Annotated in this window: 19 protein-coding genes and 2 tRNA genes; 6 read left to right on the forward strand and 15 right to left on the reverse strand. The window is 70.7% G+C overall.

What is annotated here, in order from left to right:
• Positions 1-44: 44 nt before the first annotated feature.
• Positions 45-740 carry an amino acid ABC transporter permease gene (locus DGO_RS12815; protein WP_014685946.1) on the reverse strand — a complete coding sequence of 232 codons (696 nt, stop codon included), beginning with the start codon at positions 738-740 and terminating at the stop codon, positions 45-47.
• Between the two features lie 327 nt (positions 741-1,067).
• On the opposite strand from DGO_RS12815, the gene DGO_RS12820 reads away from it, so the two are divergent.
• Positions 1,068-1,430 carry a DMT family transporter gene (locus tag DGO_RS12820; RefSeq protein WP_014685947.1) on the forward strand — a complete coding sequence of 121 codons (363 nt, stop codon included), beginning with the start codon at positions 1,068-1,070 and terminating at the stop codon, positions 1,428-1,430.
• Positions 1,427-1,750 (forward strand): SMR family transporter, encoded by a 324-nt coding sequence (locus DGO_RS12825; protein ID WP_014685948.1) that lies wholly within the window; start codon positions 1,427-1,429, stop codon positions 1,748-1,750. The genes DGO_RS12820 and DGO_RS12825 overlap by 4 nt, the downstream gene beginning before the upstream one ends.
• Positions 1,751-1,838: 88 nt before the next feature.
• On the opposite strand, the gene DGO_RS12830 is transcribed toward DGO_RS12825, so the two are convergent.
• Positions 1,839-2,606 (reverse strand): ABC transporter substrate-binding protein, encoded by a 768-nt coding sequence (locus DGO_RS12830; RefSeq protein ID WP_014685949.1) that lies wholly within the window; start codon positions 2,604-2,606, stop codon positions 1,839-1,841.
• A gap of 86 nt (positions 2,607-2,692) precedes the next feature.
• On the opposite strand from DGO_RS12830, the gene DGO_RS12835 reads away from it, so the two are divergent.
• The 4 genes from DGO_RS12835 to DGO_RS12850 all read left to right on the forward strand — a co-directional run bounded on the left by DGO_RS12835 (position 2,693) and on the right by DGO_RS12850 (position 5,263).
• Positions 2,693-3,145 carry a peroxiredoxin family protein gene (locus DGO_RS12835; protein WP_043802388.1) on the forward strand — a complete coding sequence of 151 codons (453 nt, stop codon included), beginning with the start codon at positions 2,693-2,695 and terminating at the stop codon, positions 3,143-3,145.
• A gap of 143 nt (positions 3,146-3,288) precedes the next feature.
• Positions 3,289-3,684: a hypothetical protein gene (locus DGO_RS12840; RefSeq protein ID WP_145975328.1), complete on the forward strand. Its 396-nt coding sequence runs from the start codon at positions 3,289-3,291 to the stop codon at positions 3,682-3,684.
• A gap of 5 nt (positions 3,685-3,689) precedes the next feature.
• A complete protein-coding gene (locus DGO_RS12845; RefSeq protein ID WP_043802390.1) occupies positions 3,690-4,697 on the forward strand; it encodes an ADP-ribosylglycohydrolase family protein in 1,008 nt (335 codons plus the stop codon).
• Positions 4,694-5,263: a nucleotidyltransferase family protein gene (locus DGO_RS12850; protein ID WP_014685953.1), complete on the forward strand. Its 570-nt coding sequence runs from the start codon at positions 4,694-4,696 to the stop codon at positions 5,261-5,263. Before DGO_RS12845 ends, DGO_RS12850 begins: the two co-directional genes overlap by 4 nt.
• Positions 5,264-5,267: 4 nt before the next feature.
• Here the strand turns inward: DGO_RS12850 and DGO_RS12855 are convergent, their stop codons facing one another.
• The 13 genes from DGO_RS12855 to DGO_RS12920 form a co-directional block, all read right to left on the reverse strand.
• Positions 5,268-5,816 (reverse strand): hypothetical protein, encoded by a 549-nt coding sequence (locus tag DGO_RS12855; protein ID WP_226991373.1) that lies wholly within the window; start codon positions 5,814-5,816, stop codon positions 5,268-5,270.
• A gap of 52 nt (positions 5,817-5,868) precedes the next feature.
• Positions 5,869-6,906, reverse strand: a complete 1,038-nt coding sequence (locus DGO_RS12860) for a hypothetical protein (protein WP_050920814.1) — start codon at positions 6,904-6,906, stop codon at positions 5,869-5,871.
• Complete coding sequence (locus DGO_RS12865; protein ID WP_145975329.1) at positions 6,906-9,212, reverse strand: hypothetical protein; 2,307 nt, start codon at positions 9,210-9,212, stop codon at positions 6,906-6,908. The genes DGO_RS12860 and DGO_RS12865 overlap by 1 nt, the downstream gene beginning before the upstream one ends.
• Positions 9,213-9,405: 193 nt before the next feature.
• Positions 9,406-11,457: a polyphosphate kinase 1 gene (gene ppk1 / locus DGO_RS12875; RefSeq protein WP_226991507.1), complete on the reverse strand. Its 2,052-nt coding sequence runs from the start codon at positions 11,455-11,457 to the stop codon at positions 9,406-9,408.
• A 211-nt stretch (positions 11,458-11,668) separates the two neighbouring features.
• Complete coding sequence (fabF, locus tag DGO_RS12880; RefSeq protein ID WP_014685958.1) at positions 11,669-12,913, reverse strand: beta-ketoacyl-ACP synthase II; 1,245 nt, start codon at positions 12,911-12,913, stop codon at positions 11,669-11,671.
• Between the two features lie 163 nt (positions 12,914-13,076).
• Complete coding sequence (gene acpP, locus DGO_RS12885; RefSeq protein ID WP_014685959.1) at positions 13,077-13,307, reverse strand: acyl carrier protein; 231 nt, start codon at positions 13,305-13,307, stop codon at positions 13,077-13,079.
• Positions 13,308-13,403: 96 nt separating this feature from the next.
• Positions 13,404-14,180 (reverse strand): 3-oxoacyl-[acyl-carrier-protein] reductase, encoded by a 777-nt coding sequence (gene fabG, locus DGO_RS12890; protein ID WP_014685960.1) that lies wholly within the window; start codon positions 14,178-14,180, stop codon positions 13,404-13,406.
• A gap of 38 nt (positions 14,181-14,218) precedes the next feature.
• Positions 14,219-15,139: an ACP S-malonyltransferase gene (gene fabD, locus DGO_RS12895; protein ID WP_043802403.1), complete on the reverse strand. Its 921-nt coding sequence runs from the start codon at positions 15,137-15,139 to the stop codon at positions 14,219-14,221.
• Positions 15,136-16,134, reverse strand: coding sequence for a beta-ketoacyl-ACP synthase III (locus DGO_RS12900; protein WP_050920915.1), 999 nt, complete (start codon positions 16,132-16,134; stop codon positions 15,136-15,138). The genes fabD and DGO_RS12900 overlap by 4 nt, the downstream gene beginning before the upstream one ends.
• Before the next feature lie 56 nt (positions 16,135-16,190).
• A complete protein-coding gene (locus DGO_RS12905; RefSeq protein ID WP_226991374.1) occupies positions 16,191-17,240 on the reverse strand; it encodes a beta-ketoacyl-ACP synthase III in 1,050 nt (349 codons plus the stop codon).
• 150 nt (positions 17,241-17,390) lie between these two features.
• The gene (gene tig / locus DGO_RS12910; protein ID WP_014685964.1) at positions 17,391-18,749 is read right to left on the reverse strand and encodes a trigger factor; all 1,359 of its coding nucleotides are present in this window, start codon (positions 18,747-18,749) and stop codon (positions 17,391-17,393) included.
• Between the two features lie 247 nt (positions 18,750-18,996).
• Positions 18,997-19,082, reverse strand: a tRNA-Leu gene (locus DGO_RS12915).
• Between the two features lie 63 nt (positions 19,083-19,145).
• Positions 19,146-19,222 (reverse strand) — tRNA-His (locus tag DGO_RS12920).
• Positions 19,223-19,332 lie beyond the last annotated feature (110 nt).

Consider the following 19,332-nt stretch of genomic DNA (forward strand, 5'->3'; position numbering starts at 1 on the left):
TTTCAGAGGGACCAGGACTTGCCTGATCCCTCTGCATCCTGCCCTCAGATCACCCGCCGCTCGGGCAGGGTCTGCCCCCGCCCGAGCCGGCGTTCGAGCATCCTCACCAGCCGCGTCAGGACGAAGGTCAGCACGAAGTAAACCAGCGCCAGGACGGCGTAGACCTCGAACTGGCGGTAGGTCGCGTTGGTGATGTAGCGCCCCTGGCTGAACAGTTCCTGCAGGGTGACGGCCGAGGCGAGGCTGCTGCCCAGGATCAGGCTGACGAACTCGTTGCCCAGCGCGGGCAGGGCCACCCGCCACGCCTGTGGGAGCGCGACGTGCCGCACCGCCTGCCAGCGGTTCAGGCCCAGGCTGCGCGCCGCCTCGATCTGGCCGGCCGGCACGCTGCTCAGGCCGCCGCGCACGATTTCGGAGGTATAGGCGGCCGAGTAGCAGCCCAGCGCCAGCACCGCCGCCGGAAAGCCGTCCAGCGTGACGCCCAATGCGGGCAGCCCGTAGTAGATGACGCTGAGCAGCACGATCAGCGGGATGCCGCGCACCACCTCGACGTAGGCGTTGCCCAGCGCCCCCAGCAGCGGCACGCGGAACACCCGCACGACCCCCAGCACCGTGCCCAGCACCACCGAGACGCCCAGCGCGCATAGGCTCACCGCCAGCGTGAGGCCCAGCCCCGAGAGCAGCAGCCGCGGATACTCGCCGGAAAAGATGGTGCGAAAACCGGTGAGCAGGTCGTTCATGCGCTCCGCAGTGTAGGGCACGGTCCGCGCCCAAGGCTGTGCGCGCTGACAGTCGCCTGACCGCCGACCGGCTACACTGGACCCAGAGTCGGCGCCGTCCACCCAACCGGGGCAGGGGCGCGGCACGGACCCACAAGCGGTCCGGAATTCTGCAAAGTGCCGGGTGAAACGACGTGCGCGCCAAAGCGTACCGCAACGTAACCGTCCAACCTTCCCTGATTTCGTGGCTTTACGTCCGCAGCCGGACGTAGCGGCCGAAACCGACGATGCCGCTGTACCGGTCGCCGTTTCTCCGTTCGCCCCACGAACCCTCAAGGATGTGAATCTATGCGCGCCTGGACTGCGCTGCTGTCTGCCGTCGGCCTGGAGGTCTTCGGCACCCTTTCTCTGAAATACACCGCCCTGGGCGGCTTGACCCTGCTGGGGCTGCCGCTGGGGGTCCTGCTGACCGCCCTGTGCGTGGGGGCGTCCTACGTGCTGCTCTCGCTCGCCTTCCGGCGCATTCCGGTGGCCGTAGCCTTCGCCGTGTGGGAGGCCGCCGGCCTCGCGCTCGTCACCCTGCTGGGGGCCGTGCTGCTGGGCGAACACCTGAGCCTGCCCGGCACGCTGGCGCTGGGCGGCCTGGGCCTGGGCGCCTGGCTGCTGCACAAGGGCACCCGCGCGCCCGCCGCCGGAGAGGTGCAGGCATGAACCCCGCGCCGCTGCTGCTGGCGCTGGCCGCCCTGCTGGACGTGGGCGCCAACGCCCTGCTCAAGAAGTCCGACGGGTTTCGCCGTCTGGGGCCGGGGATACTGGCATTGGCGCTCGTGCTGCTGGCCTTCGGGCTGCTGGGGGTCTCGCTGAGGACCGTGCCGCTGGCGACCGCCTACGCGACCTGGGGCGGCCTCGGCCTCGCCCTGAGCGCGCTGCTCTCGCGCCGGCTGGACGGCACCCGCCTCACCCCCACCGCCTGGGCCGGGCTGCTGCTCATCGGGGCGAGCGTGGCGGCTTTGCACCACCTGCACGGATAAGCGGAGCAACTTCCGGCCCTTCCATCGCCGTTCTGGACGATGAGCGTCGGCCCTTCAGCGCCGGGCCAGCGCACAAGGCTCCCGACGCCTACTTCTGCACGATCCACTTGTTCAGGAGCTTCTGGTAGTCGCCGCTGGCCTTCAGACGGGCCAGCGTCCTGTTCGCGGCGGCGGCGAGGTCGCTGCCCTTGGCGAAGACCATGCCGTAGTCCTCGGCCACGAGTTCCTTGCCCGCCTGCGCGAACTGGCCGGGCAGCCGCTTTTGCAGATCGGTGACGGTCGGCGCGTCCCCGATCAGGGCGGCCACGCGCCCGGCGCGCACGTCGGCCAGCCCCCCCGCGAAGTCGTCGTAGACCTTGATGGTCGCGCCCTTGGGCTTGAGAAGGTCGCCGCCCACGTACTGCCCGGTCGTATTGCCCTGCACGCCGATGGTTTTGCCCTTCACGTCGGCGGGCCACGCGAACTTGCCGGGGTTGCCCGCCCGCACGATGAACACCTGGGCGCTGCGGTAATACGGCCCGCTGAAGGACACGACCTTGGCGCGCTCGGCGGTGATGGTGATGGCGCTCATGGCCATGTCCACCCGCCCAGAGGTGACGGACTGGGGCATCAGCGCGCCGAAGCCCACCGCGCGGATCTCCAGCCGCACGCCCAGGTCGGCCGCGACCGCCCGCGCGATATCGACATCGAAACCCTGGATCTGGCCGTCGCTTCCCTTGAACTCGAAGGGGCTGAAGGTCGGGTCGGTGCCCAGCACGAGCACGCCCTTCTTCTTGACCTCGGCGACGGTGGCGGCGTGGGCGGCGGTCTGGAGGGCCGCAGTGAGGGCCAGCAGGGCGAGCAGGGCGCGCTTCATCCGTCCAGCATAAGGGAGCGGGCCCGCCGCTTCGGAAGCGCGGACACGCTGCGCCCCGACGCCCCTAGACGTGCTGTACTGCCCCCATGCTGTGGCCTGCGCCCGCCGATTTCGTACACGGCTCTCCCCTGCCCCCGCCGACCGGGTGGACGCGGCCGGGGCTGGTCATGACCTTCAACCTGGAATGCCCGGGCTGCGTGTCGCGCGGCGTTCCCTTTCTCAAGCGGCTGCACGGCGAGTTCGGGGACCGGGTGAACCTGCTGGCCGTGCACACCAGCCTGGGCCACCGCGACCTGGCGCGCGGGGACGTGGAGCCGACCCTGGTGAAGTTCGCCCGCGACTTCGCCCGGCTGCCCTTCGCGGTGGCCCTCGACCTGGACGGCAGCTTCGCGCGGCACTGGCACACCGAGGGCACGCCGTACTGGCTGGCCTTCGCGCCGGGCGGCGAATTGCTACGCAGCGTCTACGGCAGCCAGGAGAATGCCCAGACCCGCCTCCAGTACCTGCTGGAAGAGTGGACTGGGCAGGCAGAGGAGTAACTCATGCGCCCCTGGATGCTCGAAGCGCCGCCGCTCCCCGATCGGACCTGACCCTGTTTGAACCGCGCACGCCCCACGACCTCAGCCCGGACAACTTCAGCAAACGCGCGGGCGTGTTCGCCGCGTCCGACGGCCTCTGGGCGATGATGTCTGCTCTGCGCGACCGCTCCCGCGTAGCCCGGATGCTGAACATGGCCTTGCAGGTGCGCGGGGTGGACGGCTGGTCGTCCATGCGTTATTTCCTCTCGCTCGCGCCGCGTGAGCGGACGGTCACGGACGGCGCCGCGCTGCTGACCCCCGGCACCGTGGACGTGCTGCCCCCGGAGGGCTTCAGGCAGATGCCGCCCTATGACTGGCCCGGGCTGGGCACGGTGCGCGAGCCGCAGTGGCTTCATGCTGGGCCAGTGCGCCCACTGCTGAGGGTACCGGTGATCCCCGCCGACTTCCCGCTGCCGGTGGGGACGCACGACGCGGCGCGGACGGACGCCTTGGCCGCCGCCGATCCGTGGGGATTTCCGTGGCCCGGTGCGCGAGAATAATCCCCGTGACCGACCACCGACTGCCCACGCTGTTCTCGCTGGCCGCCGCCGACGCCCTGGGCGCCGCGACCGAATTCAAGACGCCGCAGGTCATCCGCGCCCGTTACGGCGAGAGCGTCACGACCTACCAGCCGGGCAGCGTCTTCGGCTTCGCGCCCGGCGAGGCCACCGACGACACCCAGATGGTCGCCGCGACCCTGCTGGGCTACGCGCGCGGCGAGGGGCTGGCCGGCGTCCTGGCAGCCCTGCACGGGTGGCTGCTCGCCGGTCCCCCGGACGTGGGCGGCCTGACCCGTGAGGCGCTGCGCTCCGGACAACCGGACGGCGGCGTGCGGGCCTGGCAGGCGGGCGGCTTCCAGAGTGCGGGCAACGGCGGCCTGATGCGCATCGCCGCCGTCTGGCTGGCCGGGCTGGAGGGCGCGGCGCTGGCCCGCGAGTCGGCCCTGGTCACGGCACTGACCCACGCCGACCCGCGCTGCGTCCACGCTTCGGTGTTCTTCACGGCCTTTCTGGCAGCGCTGGCCGGAGAAGCGGCCTACCGCGACGCGGCCGAGAGCGGCCTGCGGGTCATGGACGGCCTCGACGCCCGCGCCGCGCTGCTGGACGCCGGCCTGCTGGGCCTCGACACCCGGCCCGCCTTCGACGCCTTCGGCAAGGCCGACCGCTCGGCCCGCGCCGAGGTGCGCGCCCGCGTGCGCCGGGGGCTGGAGGGCCACGTCACGTCGCAGAGCGGCTACGTCCTCGACACGCTGGAGGCGGCGGTCGCCCACGCCAGGGCCGACACCTGGCAGGACGCGGTCGAACCGGCGGTCATGGGCGGCGACGACGCCGATACGGTGGCCTGCGTGGTGGGCGCAGTCGCCGGAGCGCGCGGTCTCACGCTGCCGGAGCACCTGCTCCCCGACCTGCGCCTGGGCCACAGCTGGCCCGGCTGGGGCCGCGCCTGGGCCGCCACCGCCCACTTTCCGGCCCTGCTGGCGAACGCGCAGGCCGCCGTCGCCGCGCGGGCATGAACGACGCCGACTTTCTGGCCGCCGTGCGCCGCAACCCCGTCAACGCGGCGATTCTGGAGCGGCTGCCCCTGCTGGAACGGTGGGCGCCGCAGGTTCATCTCGTGGCCGGGGCCCTGTTCGGCACCGTCTGGAACGTGGGGCGAGGCCTCGCGCCGGCACAGGGCATCCGCGACTACGACCTCTTCTACTGGCACCCCGACACGAGCTACGAGGCCGAGGACACGGTCATCCGGGAAGCGGCCGGGCTGTTCGCCGATCTGAACGCCCCCATCGAAGTGCGGAACCAGGCCCGCGTCCACCTGTGGTTTCCGGCACACCACGGCCTGAGCCGCCCGCCCATCGGCAGCGCCCGCGAGGGCATCCGGCAGTTTCTGGTCGAATGTACCTGCGTCGGCGTGGACGCGGGCGGCGAGGTCTATGCCCCCTGCGGACTGGAAGACCTCGCCGCCGGGGTGCTGCGCCCCAACCCGCACAACCACACCCCGGGCCTGTACGCCGCCAAGGTGGCGAGCTACCGGGAGCGTTGGCCCTGGCTGCGCGAGGCTGGGCCCGCCCCGGTCCGCTGAGACCTCAGGCCCCGGCTTCGGCCAGGTCCTCGGCGGCGGCGAGCATCACGTCGCGGAAGGCGCGCACCGATTCCTGAAGGTAGCTGAGATAGCGGGGCACCTGGGCCGCGAAGGCGGCGGGCGTCTCGTGCAGCGACTCGACTCCGGCCCAGACGTCGTTTTCGGCGGTGTGCAGCTTGACCAGCTTGGCCTCGCGGTTCACGGCGTCGCAGGCATATAGGGCGCGCACGTATTCCTCGTCCGACTCCAGCTCCCAGAAATTGGGGTACAGCAGGTGGTAGAAGGTCTCGTCGCCCTCGGCCGACACCAGGTAGTAGGTGCCGCCCTCGAAAGCGAAGCGGCGCCCCAGGCCCGGCTCGTCCTGCACGGTGAACCCCTGCGCCTCCAGCGCCGCGCCCAGAGGATCGCCGGGCTGGGCGCGTGCCGGGGCGTGGGGGCGACGCACCTTGAGTTCGGTGGACTTGGGCGGCGCCGCCTTGTCGGCGGAGGCGTCCATGTCGGCGGCAGGCTTGGGAGCAGACTTCTTGGCGGGCTTGGCGCGGGTCTTGGTCATCTCGGCTCCTCGCAGGGCGGGGCGGGCGGTCCGGGGGCAGGCGGGGTCCGGCTCAGTTGGGCCGGTTGGCCTCGTCGGAATACAGGTCGTCGGGCAGGTCCTCGACCAGCAGGGTCATGGCATACACACCGAGACTCTGTGCCTGGGCCACCAGCTCGTAGGCGGGGCCGTTCGCATCGGTGCGCGGGCTGCCGAACCCGTACTGCCCGACCACGAAGCTGCCGTCCTCCTGAAAGTAGGCGATGGCCGTGCGGCCCGGGTCGCGGAAGTTCCAGGACCACTCGCCGGGCCGCTCCGGATTGGTCACGGGTTGCGCGAGCCGCTCCTGAATCTGCACGTAGCGCGCGTCGTCGCGCATGCTGTGGCGAAACCCGCGCGTGGTTGTGGCGACCATGAAGCCGCTGGGCCAGCCCATCCCCATCACCTCGTAATCCACCGGGCCGGAGCGCAGCAGCACCGAGCGCTCGTCGCGCGACACTTCCTCGCAGGACAGGTGCTTGACCAGATACGCCGCGAAGGCGTCGCGGGCCGTCGGATAGGTCCGCATGCCCTCACCGAAATGGTAACCGCCCCCGAACTGCTCGGCGCGGGCTGGGGCGACCGGCGTGGCCGGCAGGCCCAGGAACAGGCGGGCGGCATATACGGCCTCTTCGAGCATGAACAGGGCGATGTCGATGGCCGTATCGGCCCGCAGCTGCTCCCCGAAACCCGCCGACTCGACCGCGACCACGAGGTCACCGCTCGCCGGGTCGAAATACGCCCGCGCACCGGGACGGCTGCGGCATACGTGGTCCAGGCAGCGGTAGGCCGTGGCTTTCTCGGTGGCCGAGGTGGCGCGCCGAAGCGTGCACTCGGGTAGGGTGGTCCGCAGGGAAAGGCCCTGCACGTTACTCAGGTAGGGCGCCGTAACCGGAATTCCGTGGTAATTGAAAGAAAAAAAGCCTTCTTCGTCGTTTCGCTCAAGCCCAAATTCCGGTGACAACTGGCCCAGGTCAAACAGGAGATCGAATGCTGTCTTCCGCATTTCGCCGACCTCGACGCCCTGACGCAGGTTGGCCTCCACCTTCTTCTTGCCAAAAAGACCGAACATCAGTCCTCCTCCGGCGGCTTGATGTTGAGGCTCTTCTCGGTCTCGCCCCACATCTCCTCCACCACCACGAAGGGAGAGACGGTCTTCTCCGCCTCTTTCATGGTCCCGACCATCACGTTCACGTCTTCGGGCTTGGCCTTCTTCTCCTTCCCATCCTTGTCCTGGCGGCCGGCCCACCGGTCGGTCAAGTCCTCGGTGGATTTCTTGAAGCTGTCCTCGAAGGCCTTCTCGGCCTGCTCGGTCACGACCTCGGTGCCCACCAGCGCGGCCGAAGCGACGGGCGTGCTGCTGCGGAAGGCGTCGCCGAACTTCTTGTACAGTTCCAGCCGGTCGTTGATCGGCGCGCGCAGAGGCGCCGTGAGCGCCATGCCTGTCCGCTCGATGAGGCCCTTTTGCCCGCTGGCCTTGCCGAAGTACTTCTCGGCGACCTTCCTGGCGGCTTCGAGCGACTGGGCACGCAACGCCGCCGTCTCGACCACCGTCGAGGGATGCCGCGCCACGAATTTCTCTGCCTGCCGGGTGAGGTGGTCGGCCTGACGATTCACCGCGTCGTCCGCCGCTTTGACGGCCTTGTCGTGCGCCTGTCGCCGCACCGTATCGGAAACCTGAATCCCACGCCGGGTCTGGGCCGCCAACTCCGCATTCTCCGTGTCCTGCAAGACCTTCAGGTGCAGCCGGTCGGTGGCCGTCCGCCGCGCGGCGGCGACTTCCTGGTCGTACAGGGCGCGGTTGCCCTGCTCCGCCAGGGTCTTGAAATCGGCCTGGAGGCTGCCGTGGCGGCCCAGCAGGCGCGAGAGGTCCTTGTTCAGGCCCTGCCCGACGTCCCCCCACACCTTGCCCAGGTGGGTCCGGATCGCCGCGCCGCTCGCCCGGAATTCCACGATGGCCTTGCCGAAATGGCCGTCCGGGTGATTACGCACCACGTCGTCGAGGTACTTGACCACGCCGTCCTTGCGGTTGCGTACGAACTGGGCCACGCTCGTCTGCTTGAGCTTGCCCCCGGCCTGCCCGAGCTTCCCGCCCAGGGCGTCGAGGCCGTCGGCGGCCCGGACCTTGCCGCGCACCAGCAGCTTGCTGACCTTGTTCCCCACGCCGTCCACCTTGTCGCGGAACGTGCGGGCAGCCCGGAGCACCGGGCTCTTGCGCATCTCGACCTTCAGCCGGGTCAGCAGGCGGCGGTCCCAGCGGCGGGCCTGCGCGACCTTCTTCTTGGTCCACTCGGCCACACTCTTGGGGGCGTTGCGGGCAAAGCGGCGCAGGGTGCGGGTGTGAAGGCGCAGCGAGGTGCGCGCCCGGCGTGCGCCCAGCGAGACCGCCTGCCCCACGCCACTCGCCTTGACCTTACCGGCGGCGTTGCGGGCCAGACGCGCCGTACCGGTCGCCACCTTGCCCACCCCCCGGCCGACCGCGCGGACCGGGTCGGCCACGTTGCGGCCCAGGAAACGCCCCACCGACCGGAAGGCCGTCTTGACCGCGCTCGGGAACACGCGCGAGGCCACCCTGCTCCCCGTCCCCGCCGCGCCGTGCAGCAGGCCCTTGGCGAAAGGCAGCGATCCCTTGGCGAGCGCGACCCCCGTGCCGACCAGGGCCTTGGCTCCGTATTTCAGGACCGGGCCACCCACGCTGCCGACCAGGGCGTCGACCGCGACGCTGCGCAGGGTGATCCCTTCGTTCCAGTCGCGTTTCTTATACGTGTATTTCTTGTCCTGCTGCGCCTTGGCCTTGGCGGCGCTGTTGAACACCTTGTTCTCGATGACGGTGGCGGCAATGCCGCCGCCCGCGCTGATCCCGGCGGCCAGGGCCAGGGCCGGAGCGGTCAGGGCCCCGCCCGAGGCGACGGTGGCGACCCCCACGGCCGTCAGGGCCACGCCCTTCCAGAACTTGGCCTTGCCCTCGGGGGTGGCGTACCACGCCTTGAACTGCTTGACCTTCTTGGCGGCGAACTCCCCGACGCCCGTCACCTTGTTCCAGGTGGCGTCGACCACGCCCTTCTTGACGGCCTGCCCGGCATTGCTCGCCAGCTTGCCGGCCTGCGACACGACCTTCTTCGCCCCGTCACTGATGGACTTCAGGCCCTGACGCCCCGCCGCTGCGAGCTGCTTGAGCTTGCCGCCGAACAGCGACATCAACCCCCGCGCCGCCGGGGGGGTGCGGGTCGGGGCCGGTGTGGCCGCCGGACGGGCCGGCGCGGCCCGGGCCGGGGACGCCTGCGGCCTGGGCTGCGCCCCCCGGGGTTTCTGGGCGTTGTGCGCACCCACCGGCAGGCGGGGCGGCGTGGCCTTCTTGGACTGCGGAGATTCGAGCATGGTCGGCACCTACTTCGTCGCGAGGTCGTCGCGGGAGGCGATCGGCGGGGAGGCTCAGGCAGAGATTCGGGCCTCAGCCTACCCCAAGCGCCGGGGCGGGCCGGGCCGATTTGCCCGCCCCGCACCCGAGCCTTAACGCCGCCGCGCTGCCCCGCACCGCCGGGCCGCTCCCCCGGTTGCCCGCCCAGCCGACCTAAACCGGGTGCCGCGCGTCGGCGAAGGTCTGCTGGGCGCTGCGGTCGCCCTCCTCTTTCTCATATTCGCCGTCGCTGCACAGTTCCCAGCTGCCGCGCTGGTCGCTCCATTCGGTCGCCAGGATCTTCAGGAAGGCGTCACGGTGCCGGTCTTCGAGGACAGGCGCGATGACCTCCACCCGGCGGTCGAGGTTGCGGCTCATCCAGTCGGCGCTGCCGAAGTACACTTCGGGGCTGCCGCCGTTGCCGAAGGCGTACACGCGGGCGTGTTCCAGGTAGCGCCCGAGCAGGCTGCGCACGCGGATGGTCCCCGAAAGGCCCGGCACGCCGGGGCGCAGGCAGCACACGCCGCGAATGACCATCTCGATCTTCACGCCCGCCTCGGACGCGCGGTACAGCGCCTCGACCATGCCGGGATCGGTGAGCTGGTTGACCTTGATGCGCGCCCAGGCCTCGCGCCCGGCGCGGGCGTGTTCGGCCTCGCGCTCCAGCAGGGCCTCGAAACCGCTGCGGGCCGTCTCGGGGGCCACGAGCAGGTGGGTGTACTCGGCCTCGGCGTAGCCGGTGAGGTGGTTGAACAGCTCGGCCACGTCGGCCCCCAGCTCGGTGTCGGCCGAGAGCAGGCTCAGGTCGGTGTACAGCCGCGCGGTCTTGGCGTTGTAGTTGCCGGTGCCGATATGCACGTAGCGCCGCAGGCCGCCGGGCTCGCGCCGCACCACCATCGAGACCTTGGCGTGGGTCTTGAGGCCGGCCACGCCGTACACGACGTGCGCCCCGGCGCGCTCGAGTTTACGCGCCCAGGAGATGTTGCGCTGCTCGTCGAAGCGGGCCTTGAGTTCGATCATGGCGACGACCTGCTTGCCATTCTCGGCGGCCATGCGCAGCGCCCCCAGCAGCTTGGGGTCGTCGCCGGTGCGGTAGAGCGTCTGCTTGATCGCCAGTACCTGCGGGTCGCGCGCCGCCTCCTCCAGGAAGTTCAGGACGTTCACGAAGGAGTCGTAGGGATGGTGCAGGATCACGTCGCCGCGCCCCAGCGTGTCGAAGATGCCGTCTTCCTCGTCCCCGTCGAGATCGGCCACGGCGGGCGTGAAGTCGGGGTAGGCGAGGTCGGGACGGCTGACCGGCAGCCCCATCAGGTCGGCGGTGCCCAGCGGCCCTTCGAGCAGGAACAGGTCGTCGGCGGCCAGGCGCAGCTTCTCGCGCAGGAAGTCCAGGATGTCCTGGGGCGTGTCGCGGATGACCTCCAGGCGCACCGCCGAGCCGAAGCGGCGGCGGCGCAGTCCGTCCTCGATGGTGGCGAGCAGGTCTTCGGCCTCTTCCTCCTCGAACTCGTAGTCGGTGTTGCGCGTCACGCGGAACAGGTGCGCGCGCAGCACCCGGCGGCCCTTGAACAGTTCGCCGATATGCGCGGCGATCACGTCCTCGAGCATCAGGAGCTGGTCGCCCACCGCCACCACGCGCGGCAGCACCCCCACCGGAATCTTGACCCGCGCGAAGTCGGGTTCCTCGCCCTCGTCCGATCCCAGCAGCACGCCCAGGTTCAGGCTGAGGTTGCTGAGGTACGGAAAGGGGTGGCTGGGGTCCACGACCAGCGGCGTCAGCACCGGCTGGATCTCCGCGAGGTAGTGTTCGCGCAGCTGCGCCCGCGCCCGCTTGCCCAGGTCCGCGACGCGCGTCATGCGGACGCCGGCCTCCTGCAGCTCGCGCAGGGCGTGCCGGGTCGCCTTCTCGATCTCGCGCAGCATGCCGTGGGTCCGTTCGCGCACCAGCGCCAGCGTCTCGCGCGGCATCAGGCCGTCGGGGCCGGGCACCATCACCCCGGCAGCGATCTGGCGGTGGACCCCGGCGACACGCACCATGAAGAACTCGTCGAGGTTGCTGCCGCAGATCGCCGCGTATTTCAGGCGTTCCAGCGGCGGGTTGCGGCGGTCACGGGCCTCGGCCAGCACCCGCTCGTTGAAGGCCAGCCACGACAGCTCGCGGTTCAGATACCGGCTCTCGCCGTTGGCGACGGTGCTCAGGGTCCGCAGCCGGTCGCCCGCGACCGACACCTTCCGGGCCTTGCGGGACGTGCGGCGGACCGCCTTTTTCGTGGCGGACACTTCGGGCGTGACGGACGGGTCGGACACTTCGGCAGGCACGGTATTCACTCCTTAACAGAGAACCTCGGGGCGGTGAGGGGAACGTCAGCTGGGCGCGCGGGGCCGGGAACAGGGACCGGGGGCAACCCCCCCTGTCCTGTCCTCCGGCCCCGCGCGAAGGTCAGACCCGCTTGAACAGCAGCGCGGCGTTCTGGCCGCCGAACGCGAAGGAGTTGCTCAGGGCGTACTCGACCTGAGCCTCGCGCGCGCCGTCGGCGATGTAGTCGAGGTCCAGTTCGGGGTCGGGATCGCTGAGGTTGATGGTCGGGGGCAGGACACCGTCTTTGAGCGCCTGCGCGACCGCGATCGCCTCGATGGCTCCGGCCGCGCCCAGCAGGTGCCCGGTCATGGACTTGGTGCTGCTCACCGCGAGCTGGTAGGCGTGGTCGCCGAACACGTGCTTGATGCCCTGGGTCTCGTGCAGGTCGTTGAAGTGCGTGCTCGTGCCGTGCGCGTTGATGTACCCGACCTGCTCGGGGTTCACGCCCGCCGTGCCGAGCGCCATGCGCATGGCGACCTGCGCGCCCCGGCCCTCGGGCGCCGGCATGGTGACGTGGTGCGCGTCGGCACTCGTGCCGTAGCCCACGATCTCGGCGTAGATGGTCGCGCCGCGCGCCTTGGCCTTCTCGTATTCCTCCAGCACGACCACGCCCGCACCTTCACTCAGCACGAAGCCGTCGCGGCTGGCCGAGAAGGGCCGGCTGGCATGTTCGGGGTCGTCGTTGCGGGTCGAGAGGGCCTTCATGTTGGCGAAGCCCCCGATGGCGATGGGCGTGATGCTCGCCTCGCTGCCCCCGGCGAGCATCACGTCGGCCAGGCCGAGCTGGATGTAGCGCGCGGCGTCTCCGATGGCCCCGGTACCGGTCGCGCAGGCGGTCACGACCGTACTGCTGGGGCCGGTCGCGCCGTAGCGCATGGCGACGTGGCCGGTGCTCATGTTGGCGATCTGCATGGGCACGAACATGGGCGAGATGCGCCCCGGGCCGCGCGTGTGCAGCACCAGCGACTGTTCCTCGAAAGTCTTGACCCCGCCGATGCCGCTGCCCAGCACGGTGCCGGTGCGCTCGCCGCGCAGTTCCTCTTCCGAGAGGCCGCTGTCGGCCACCGCGAGCGCCGCCGCCGACAGCGCGAGCTGCACGTACCGGTCGAGCTTGCGCGCCTCGCGCGGGTCCACGTAGGGGTCGAGGCTGTCGGCGACCTCACCCGCGATCTTGCTCGATACGTCGGAGGTGTCGAAACGGGTGATGCGGGTGATGCCGCTCTTGCCGGCGCGCTGGGCCTCGGCGTAGGCCGCCGCGCCCAGACCGATGGGCGTGACCGGACCGAGGCCCGTGATCACCACCCGCTTGAGTCCTGTAATTGCCATGTGCCCTGCCTCCTGGGGTCCGGGCTGCCAGCCCCCACCGGCCAGCGCCCAGGGAAAAGGAATCGGGGCGAAGGGCGGGCCTGTCGCGCCGCGCCTCTGTCGCCCCTGCCCTGCTTGGTTCGCCGCCGCCGGACACCGGAAGTGCCCGGTGCGGCGCGGCGGTTTACTGCTTGCTTTCGATGTAGTCGATGGCCGCCTGCACGGTGCGGATGCCTTCGGCTTCCTCGTCGGGAATGGTCACGCCGAACTTGTCTTCCAGACCCATGATCAGCTCGACGGTCTCCAGGCTGTCGGCGCCCAGGTCCTCGACGAAACGGGCCTCGGGGACCACCTTGTCCGCGTCCACACCCAGCTTTTCCACAATCACTTCTTTCACGTCGTCAAAAGTTGCCATGTCAGTTCCTCCTTCTAGAAACCTGAAGTCTGCGCCAGTCTACACGCGCCGGCGCCGCTGCCCCCCGTGCCTGAACGGGGTTCAAGCGTGTGGCGCTCAGTGCGGGTTCAGGCCGCCGTCCACGCCGATGGTCTGGCCGGTCACGTAGGCCGCGCCCTCGCTGGCGAGGAAGGCCACGACCGCCGCGACCTCTTCGGGCTGCCCGAAGCGCGCCAGCGGGATGTTCGCCAGGTAGCCCTTCTGCACGCCCTCGGGCAGCGTGGCCGTCATGTCCGACTCGATGAAGCCCGGCGCGACCGCGTTCACGGTGACGCCCCGGCCGCCGTACTCCTTGGCGAGCGCCTTGGTCAGCCCGATGAGGCCCGCCTTGCTGGCGACGTAGTTGGCCTGCCCCGGATTGCCGGTCAGGCCCACCACCGAGGCCACGTTGACGATGCGCCCGGTGCGCGCCCGCATCATGTGCTTGAGGGCCGCGCGGCAGGCGGCGAAGGCGCTCGACAGGTTGGTCTGGATGACCGCGTCCCAGTCCTCGTCCTTCATGCGCACGGCGAGGCCGTCGCGGGTCACGCCGGCATTGTTCACCAGCACGTCGAGGCGGCCGAACGCGGCCAGCACGTCCTCGACCAGCTTGCCGGCGTTCGCGGGCACCGAGAGGTCGGCGCCGAACACCTCGGCGCGCGCGCCGTGGCGCCGGGCCTCGTCGGCCACGCGCCCGGCCTCCTCGGCACCCCGGCCGTAATGTACGGCCACGTCGAAGCCGTCGGCGGCGAGGCGCAGGGCGATGGCGCGGCCCAGGCCCCGGCTGCTGCCGGTGACCAGGGCGACTTTGCGGGGAGTGGTGGCCGGAGCGGCCGTGTCTTGGGAATCGGTCATGGGGTCCTCTGGATACGGGAAATGGGGAGGCGCGCCGCTCAGAGCGCGAAGTCGCGGACCTGCTGCGCCGTGCCCACGTTCAGCGTGCGGGCGTCCGGCAGGATGCGCTTGACGAGGCCGGTCAGGACCGTGCCGGGGCCGAATTCGATGAACGTGTCCACGCCCTGGGCGGCGAGCGCCTGCACCGACTCGACCCAGCGCACGCTGCCCGTGATCTGGGCGCGCAGCAGTTCGGCCGTGCGCGCCGGGTCGGCCCCTGCCTCGGCCGTCACGTTCGCCACGACCGGGAAGGCGTAGGGGCCGTAGGTGGTGGCCTCCAGCGCGGGGGTCAGGCCCTCGGCCGCGCCCTCCATCAGCGCGCAGTGGAAGGGCGCGCTGACCTTCAGGGGAATGGCCTTGAGCCCACGCGCCTTGAGTTCGGCGCCCGCCGCTTCCACCGCCGCCTTGTCGCCCGAGATGACGGTCTGGGTCGGCGCGTTGAAGTTGGCCGGCTGTACGGCCCCCTGACCGGCGGCCTGGATCGCCGCGCAGACCTCGCGCACGGCCGCCGGGTCGCCCATCACGGCGCTCATGGCCCCGGCACCCACCGGCACGGCCGCCTGCATGAGTTCGCCGCGCAGGCGCGTGAGGCGCAGCGCGGTCCCCAGGTCCAGCACGCCCGCCGCCACCAGCGCCGAATACTCGCCGAGCGAGTGCCCGGCGGCGTAGTCGGGACGAAGGCCGGTGTGCGCCTGCCACGCGCGGTAGGCCGCCACCGACGCCGCCACCAGGGCGGGCTGCTGGTTGGCGGTCAGGGTCAGGTCCTCCAGAGGACCGGTCTCGATCAGGGCGCGCAGGCCCGGCAGCGTGGTCTCGGCCTGGGCGTAGACGGCGCCGGCTTCGGGAAAGGCGGCGGCGAGGTCCGCGCCCATGCCCACGGCGTGCGACCCCTGGCCGGGAAAAAGAGCGGCGATCTTCATGCGTGGGCCTCCTGCGGGGCCGCGAGCGCGCCCAGAGAGCGGCCCCCGCCCCACCATTTCATCGTGGCCGCGACCCAGCTCAGGCCGCCGCCGAACGCGACGAGCAGCAGTTGCTGGCCGTCCTGCACACGACCGTCGTCCACCGCTTCGCGCAGCGCGAGGGCGACGGTGGCGCTCGAGGTGTTGCCGTAACGGTCCAGGTTCACGACCGTCTTGCTCATGGGAATGCCGAAGCGCTGCACCGCCGCCTCAATGATCCGCAGGTTGGCCTGGTGCGGAATGACCCAGTCCACATCGGCGGGGGTCAGGCCCGACTTCTTCAGGACCTGGTTGCCGCTGTCGCCCAGCACACGCACCGCGAACTTGAACACCTCGCGGCCGTTCATGCCCGCCTTCTCGCCCATCGGCGTGCCGCCCGGCAGCGTGGGGGCGATACAGCGCTGGTACAGGGCCGGCCCGCCCGCACTGTCGGCGCCCAGCACGAAGTCCTGGAAGCCGTAGCCCTCCGGCACCTCGCCCACGACCGCGCAGCCGCCGCCGTCCCCGAAGAGGATCGCGGTGTTGCGGTCCTCCTGGTCCACGATGGTGGTCAGCACCTCCGCCCCGATGACGAGCACGCGCCGCGCGGTGCCGGCCAGGATGAGTCCCTGCGCCATGCTCAGGCCATACACGAAACCGCTGCACGCCGCGAGCAGGTCGAAGGCCCCCGCGCCTGCCAGCCCCACCTGCCCGGCGACGAGGGCCGCCGTCGAGGGAAACAGGGCGTCGGGGGTCGCGGTCGCGCAGATGACGGTGTCCACGTCCTTCAGGGCGTCGGGGTCGCGGCGCAGCAGGTCGCGCACGGCCCCCACGCCGATGTCGGAGGTGTAGACGCCCGGCTCGGCGTGGCGCCGCTCCCGGATGCCGGTGCGCGACTCGATCCACTCGGCGGTGGTGTCCATCCGGGCCTCGAAGTCGGCGTTGGTGACGACCTTCGGGGGCACGTACATGCCCATGGCCACGATGCCAATTGCTTTCACGTCCCGCAGGCTACCATTCTCCGAACGGCCGTTCAGAAAATGGGCGGCGTGGACCCGGAGGCCCCATTCCGCGCCGCCCACCAGCGCAGCGCCGCCGCGCCCCAGCTCAGGCCGCCCCCGAAGCCCGCGAGCACCACCTGGGCGCCGTCGGTCAGCCGCCCCTGGGCCTGCGCCTCGGCCAGCGCCAGGGGAATGCTCGCCGCGCTCGTGTTGCCGTAGCGGTCGAGATTGACCACCGCGCGCTCCGGCGGCAGCCCGAAGCGGTCCAGCGCCGCCTCGATGATGCGCACGTTGGCCTGGTGCGGCACGAACACGGCGATGTCGGCCACCGTCAGGCCCGCGCGGCGCATCACCTCTTCGGTCATGTCGCCCATGATCCGCACCGCGAACTTGAACACCTCGCGGCCGTTCTGGGTCAGGTGCGGCCCCATCGGCGTGCCGCCGGGCAGGGAGACGGCCGCGCCGCGCAGGAACAGGCTGGGGCCGCCGCTGCTGTCGGCCCCCAGCGCGAAGGCCTGCACGCCGTAGCCCGCCGGCACCGGCCCGACCACCACCGCCCCCGCGCCGTCCCCGAACAGGATTGCGGTGCTGCGGTCGTCCTGGTCCACCACGCGGCTCATGACCTCGGCGCCGACCACCAGCGCGCGGCGCGCGGTGCCGGCCACGACCATGGCGTGCGCCACGCTCAGCGCGTACACGAACCCGCTGCACGCCACGCTCACGTCGAAGGCCGCCGCGCCGCGCAGGCCCGCCGCGCCCGCGATCAGTGCGGCCGTCGAGGGAAACATGGCGTCGGGGCTGCTCGTCGCGCAGATCACGAGGTCCACGCCCTCCAGCGCGCCGGGAAAGCGGGCCAGAAGGTCCTGCACGGCCCGGCCGCCCAGCACGCTCGCCGTCTCTTCGGGCGCGGCGTGGCGGCGCTCGCGGATGCCGCTGCGGCTGCGGATCCACTCGTCGGTGGTCTCCAGCCGCGCGGCGTAGTGCGCGTTGGGCACCACCTGCGCGGGGGCGTACCCCCCGACGGCCACGATGCCCACGGCGGGCGCGGAGGACAGGGGAGCGGGGCCGGACACAGCAGTCACGCCCCAGACCGTAGCATTCCTTGAACGGTCGTTCAAACAATTTGGAGGCAGTCTGAACCCGGTGCAAGGAGGCGCAGGCGACAACGGCCACAGGGACACGCCATGACAGCGTGTCCCTGTGGGCTGGGGCTTTACCCCGGAGCGGCGGTCTTACTCGCCGGCAGGCTGGTTTTCGGGGTGGGCGGTGCTCTGCTCTTCGGCAGGGGCCTCGCTTTCGTTCCCGTTCTGCTCGGCCTGCTCGTCCGTCTTGTCGGCCGACTTCTCGGTGGCCTGCTCGCCGCCGAGCGAGGCGATGGCCTGCTGGAGGCCCTTCTCGCGCATCAGGCTGATGTAGTACGAGTTCAGGCCGTTGGGGCCGAGCTGCGAGGAGAGCTGCTCGGGGGTCAGGTTGTTGGCCTGGGCCAGCGCGCTCATGGTCTGGTTGAACTCCAGGTCGGACACCTGCACGTTCAGGTCCTCGGCGAGCTGCTCGAGGGCCAGGTCACGGCGCACACGGGTCTCGGCGTTCTTGGCCAGGTCGGCCATGAACTCGTCGAGCTTGCCCTGCTCCTTCATGAAGGCCTCGTACTCGCCCCACTGCACGCCCTGGCGGCCGAGGTCGTCCTTGATCTCCTCGAGCATCGCCTCACGGCGGCGGTCGAGCAGCGCCTGGGGGATGTCCACGGTCATGCCGTCCACCAGCGCGGTGACGAATTCCTCACGGCGGGCGTTGTCGCCCTCCTGCTGCGCGCGGCGCTCGAGTTCGCCCTTCAGGTCGGTGCGCAGGCGCTCGATGCTGTCGAAGTTCAGCGACTTGGCGAACTCGTCGTTCAGCTCCTGAAGCTGCTTGGTCTTCACGTCCTGCACCGTCACGGTGACGGTGTGCTCGGGGTGCTCGTGATCGCCGTGCTGGTGGGCCGGCACGGTGATCTCGACAGTGTCGCCCTTCTGCTTGCCCAGCAGGGCGGCGCGCACGTGCTCCTCGGCCACGTCGAGGTAGATGGGGTAGGTGCCGCCGTCCTCGCCCTGCTCCTGGATGGTCACCTGGTCGCTGGCCTCGATGGGACGCTCGACGCTCTCGAAGGTGGCGTTGCGCTCCTGGAGGTCGGAGAGGGTCCGGCCCAGCACTTCGTCGGTGATCTCGGGGGCGGCGGCCGTGACGCCCACGCCGCGCCAGTCGCCCAGCTTGACTTCGGGGTAGGTCTCACCGCGCACCGTGAAGTCGAAGCTCTGGCCGCTGGCGAGGTTCTGGGGGTCGATGGTGGCGTCCACGAGGTTGAGCTTGAGGTCGCGTGCCCCCTGGGGGTAGTGGGTCTGGAGCAGACGGTCGCGCACTTCCTGCTCGACGTAGCCCTTGCCCACGCGGCCCTCGATGACCTTGCGCGGCGCCTTGCCGGGCCGGAAGCCGGGCACGCGCACGTCGCGCGCGAGGCCTGCCCATACCTGGTCGTACATGCGGTTCACCTCGGCGGCGGGCACCGAGACCTTGAACTCCACCTTGTTGCCTTCCCTGCTGATCAGCTCTGCCATACGTCTCCCGTCTGGCCGCCGCGCCGCGCTGTGCGCCCGCGCGTGGCCCTGGTTGTGTGCTTGTGACGCCGCCTGCGCCGCCCGGTTCCGCCTGGCCCGGTGTTGCCCGGTCCGGCGCGGTTCCCGGCGAGGGCGCGCGACATGCCGCCGAGCATCATAGTGCTTTTTGCCCGCCGGGTGTCGGCCGGGCAAGCCACAAAAAACCCGGGGAGCGGCCCGGCAGGTCGCCGGTCACTCCCCAGGTGGCTGGTGCGAGAAAAGGGACTTGAACCCTCACTCCCTACGGGAACCAGATCCTAAGTCTGGTGCGTCTACCAATTCCGCCATCCCCGCACACGTGTAAAAAGGAAAATCCCCGACTCTGGCGGCCCAAGGGCACGTGAGCCGGGGAACTTCTGGGGTGGCTTAGGGGATTTGAACCCCCGGCCTCCGCTTCCACAGAGCGGCGCTCTAACCAACTGAGCTAAAGCCACCATTGCAGCCCTTGCAGGCCTAAGCAGTGTAGGCGGCCCCGCGCGGAGTGTCAATATCCCCCGCCCGGCGTGCGTGCAGGCCGCTGCCGGAGCCGGCGCGCGGGTGTAGG

Origin of the sequence: Deinococcus gobiensis I-0 (assembly GCF_000252445.1) — a bacterium.
Taxonomy (GTDB): Bacteria; Deinococcota; Deinococci; order Deinococcales; family Deinococcaceae; genus Deinococcus; species Deinococcus gobiensis.

Bases quoted from the DNA above. Each gene is read 5' to 3' on its own strand.
- DGO_RS12815 (WP_014685946.1), bottom strand. From the start codon at position 740: ATGAACGACCTGCTCACCGGTTTTCGCACCATCTTTTCCGGCGAGTAT.
- DGO_RS12820 (WP_014685947.1), top strand. From the start codon at position 1,068: ATGCGCGCCTGGACTGCGCTGCTGTCTGCCGTCGGCCTGGAGGTCTTC.
- DGO_RS12825 (WP_014685948.1), top strand. From the start codon at position 1,427: ATGAACCCCGCGCCGCTGCTGCTGGCGCTGGCCGCCCTGCTGGACGTG.
- DGO_RS12830 (WP_014685949.1), bottom strand. From the start codon at position 2,606: ATGAAGCGCGCCCTGCTCGCCCTGCTGGCCCTCACTGCGGCCCTCCAG.
- DGO_RS12835 (WP_043802388.1), top strand. From the start codon at position 2,693: ATGCTGTGGCCTGCGCCCGCCGATTTCGTACACGGCTCTCCCCTGCCC.
- DGO_RS12840 (WP_145975328.1), top strand. From the start codon at position 3,289: ATGATGTCTGCTCTGCGCGACCGCTCCCGCGTAGCCCGGATGCTGAAC.
- DGO_RS12850 (WP_014685953.1), top strand. From the start codon at position 4,694: ATGAACGACGCCGACTTTCTGGCCGCCGTGCGCCGCAACCCCGTCAAC.
- DGO_RS12855 (WP_226991373.1), bottom strand. From the start codon at position 5,816: ATGACCAAGACCCGCGCCAAGCCCGCCAAGAAGTCTGCTCCCAAGCCT.
- DGO_RS12860 (WP_050920814.1), bottom strand. From the start codon at position 6,906: ATGTTCGGTCTTTTTGGCAAGAAGAAGGTGGAGGCCAACCTGCGTCAG.
- DGO_RS12865 (WP_145975329.1), bottom strand. From the start codon at position 9,212: ATGCTCGAATCTCCGCAGTCCAAGAAGGCCACGCCGCCCCGCCTGCCG.
- fabF (WP_014685958.1), bottom strand. From the start codon at position 12,913: ATGGCAATTACAGGACTCAAGCGGGTGGTGATCACGGGCCTCGGTCCG.
- acpP (WP_014685959.1), bottom strand. From the start codon at position 13,307: ATGGCAACTTTTGACGACGTGAAAGAAGTGATTGTGGAAAAGCTGGGT.
- fabG (WP_014685960.1), bottom strand. From the start codon at position 14,180: ATGACCGATTCCCAAGACACGGCCGCTCCGGCCACCACTCCCCGCAAA.
- fabD (WP_043802403.1), bottom strand. From the start codon at position 15,139: ATGAAGATCGCCGCTCTTTTTCCCGGCCAGGGGTCGCACGCCGTGGGC.
- DGO_RS12900 (WP_050920915.1), bottom strand. From the start codon at position 16,134: ATGGGCATGTACGTGCCCCCGAAGGTCGTCACCAACGCCGACTTCGAG.
- tig (WP_014685964.1), bottom strand. From the start codon at position 18,749: ATGGCAGAGCTGATCAGCAGGGAAGGCAACAAGGTGGAGTTCAAGGTC.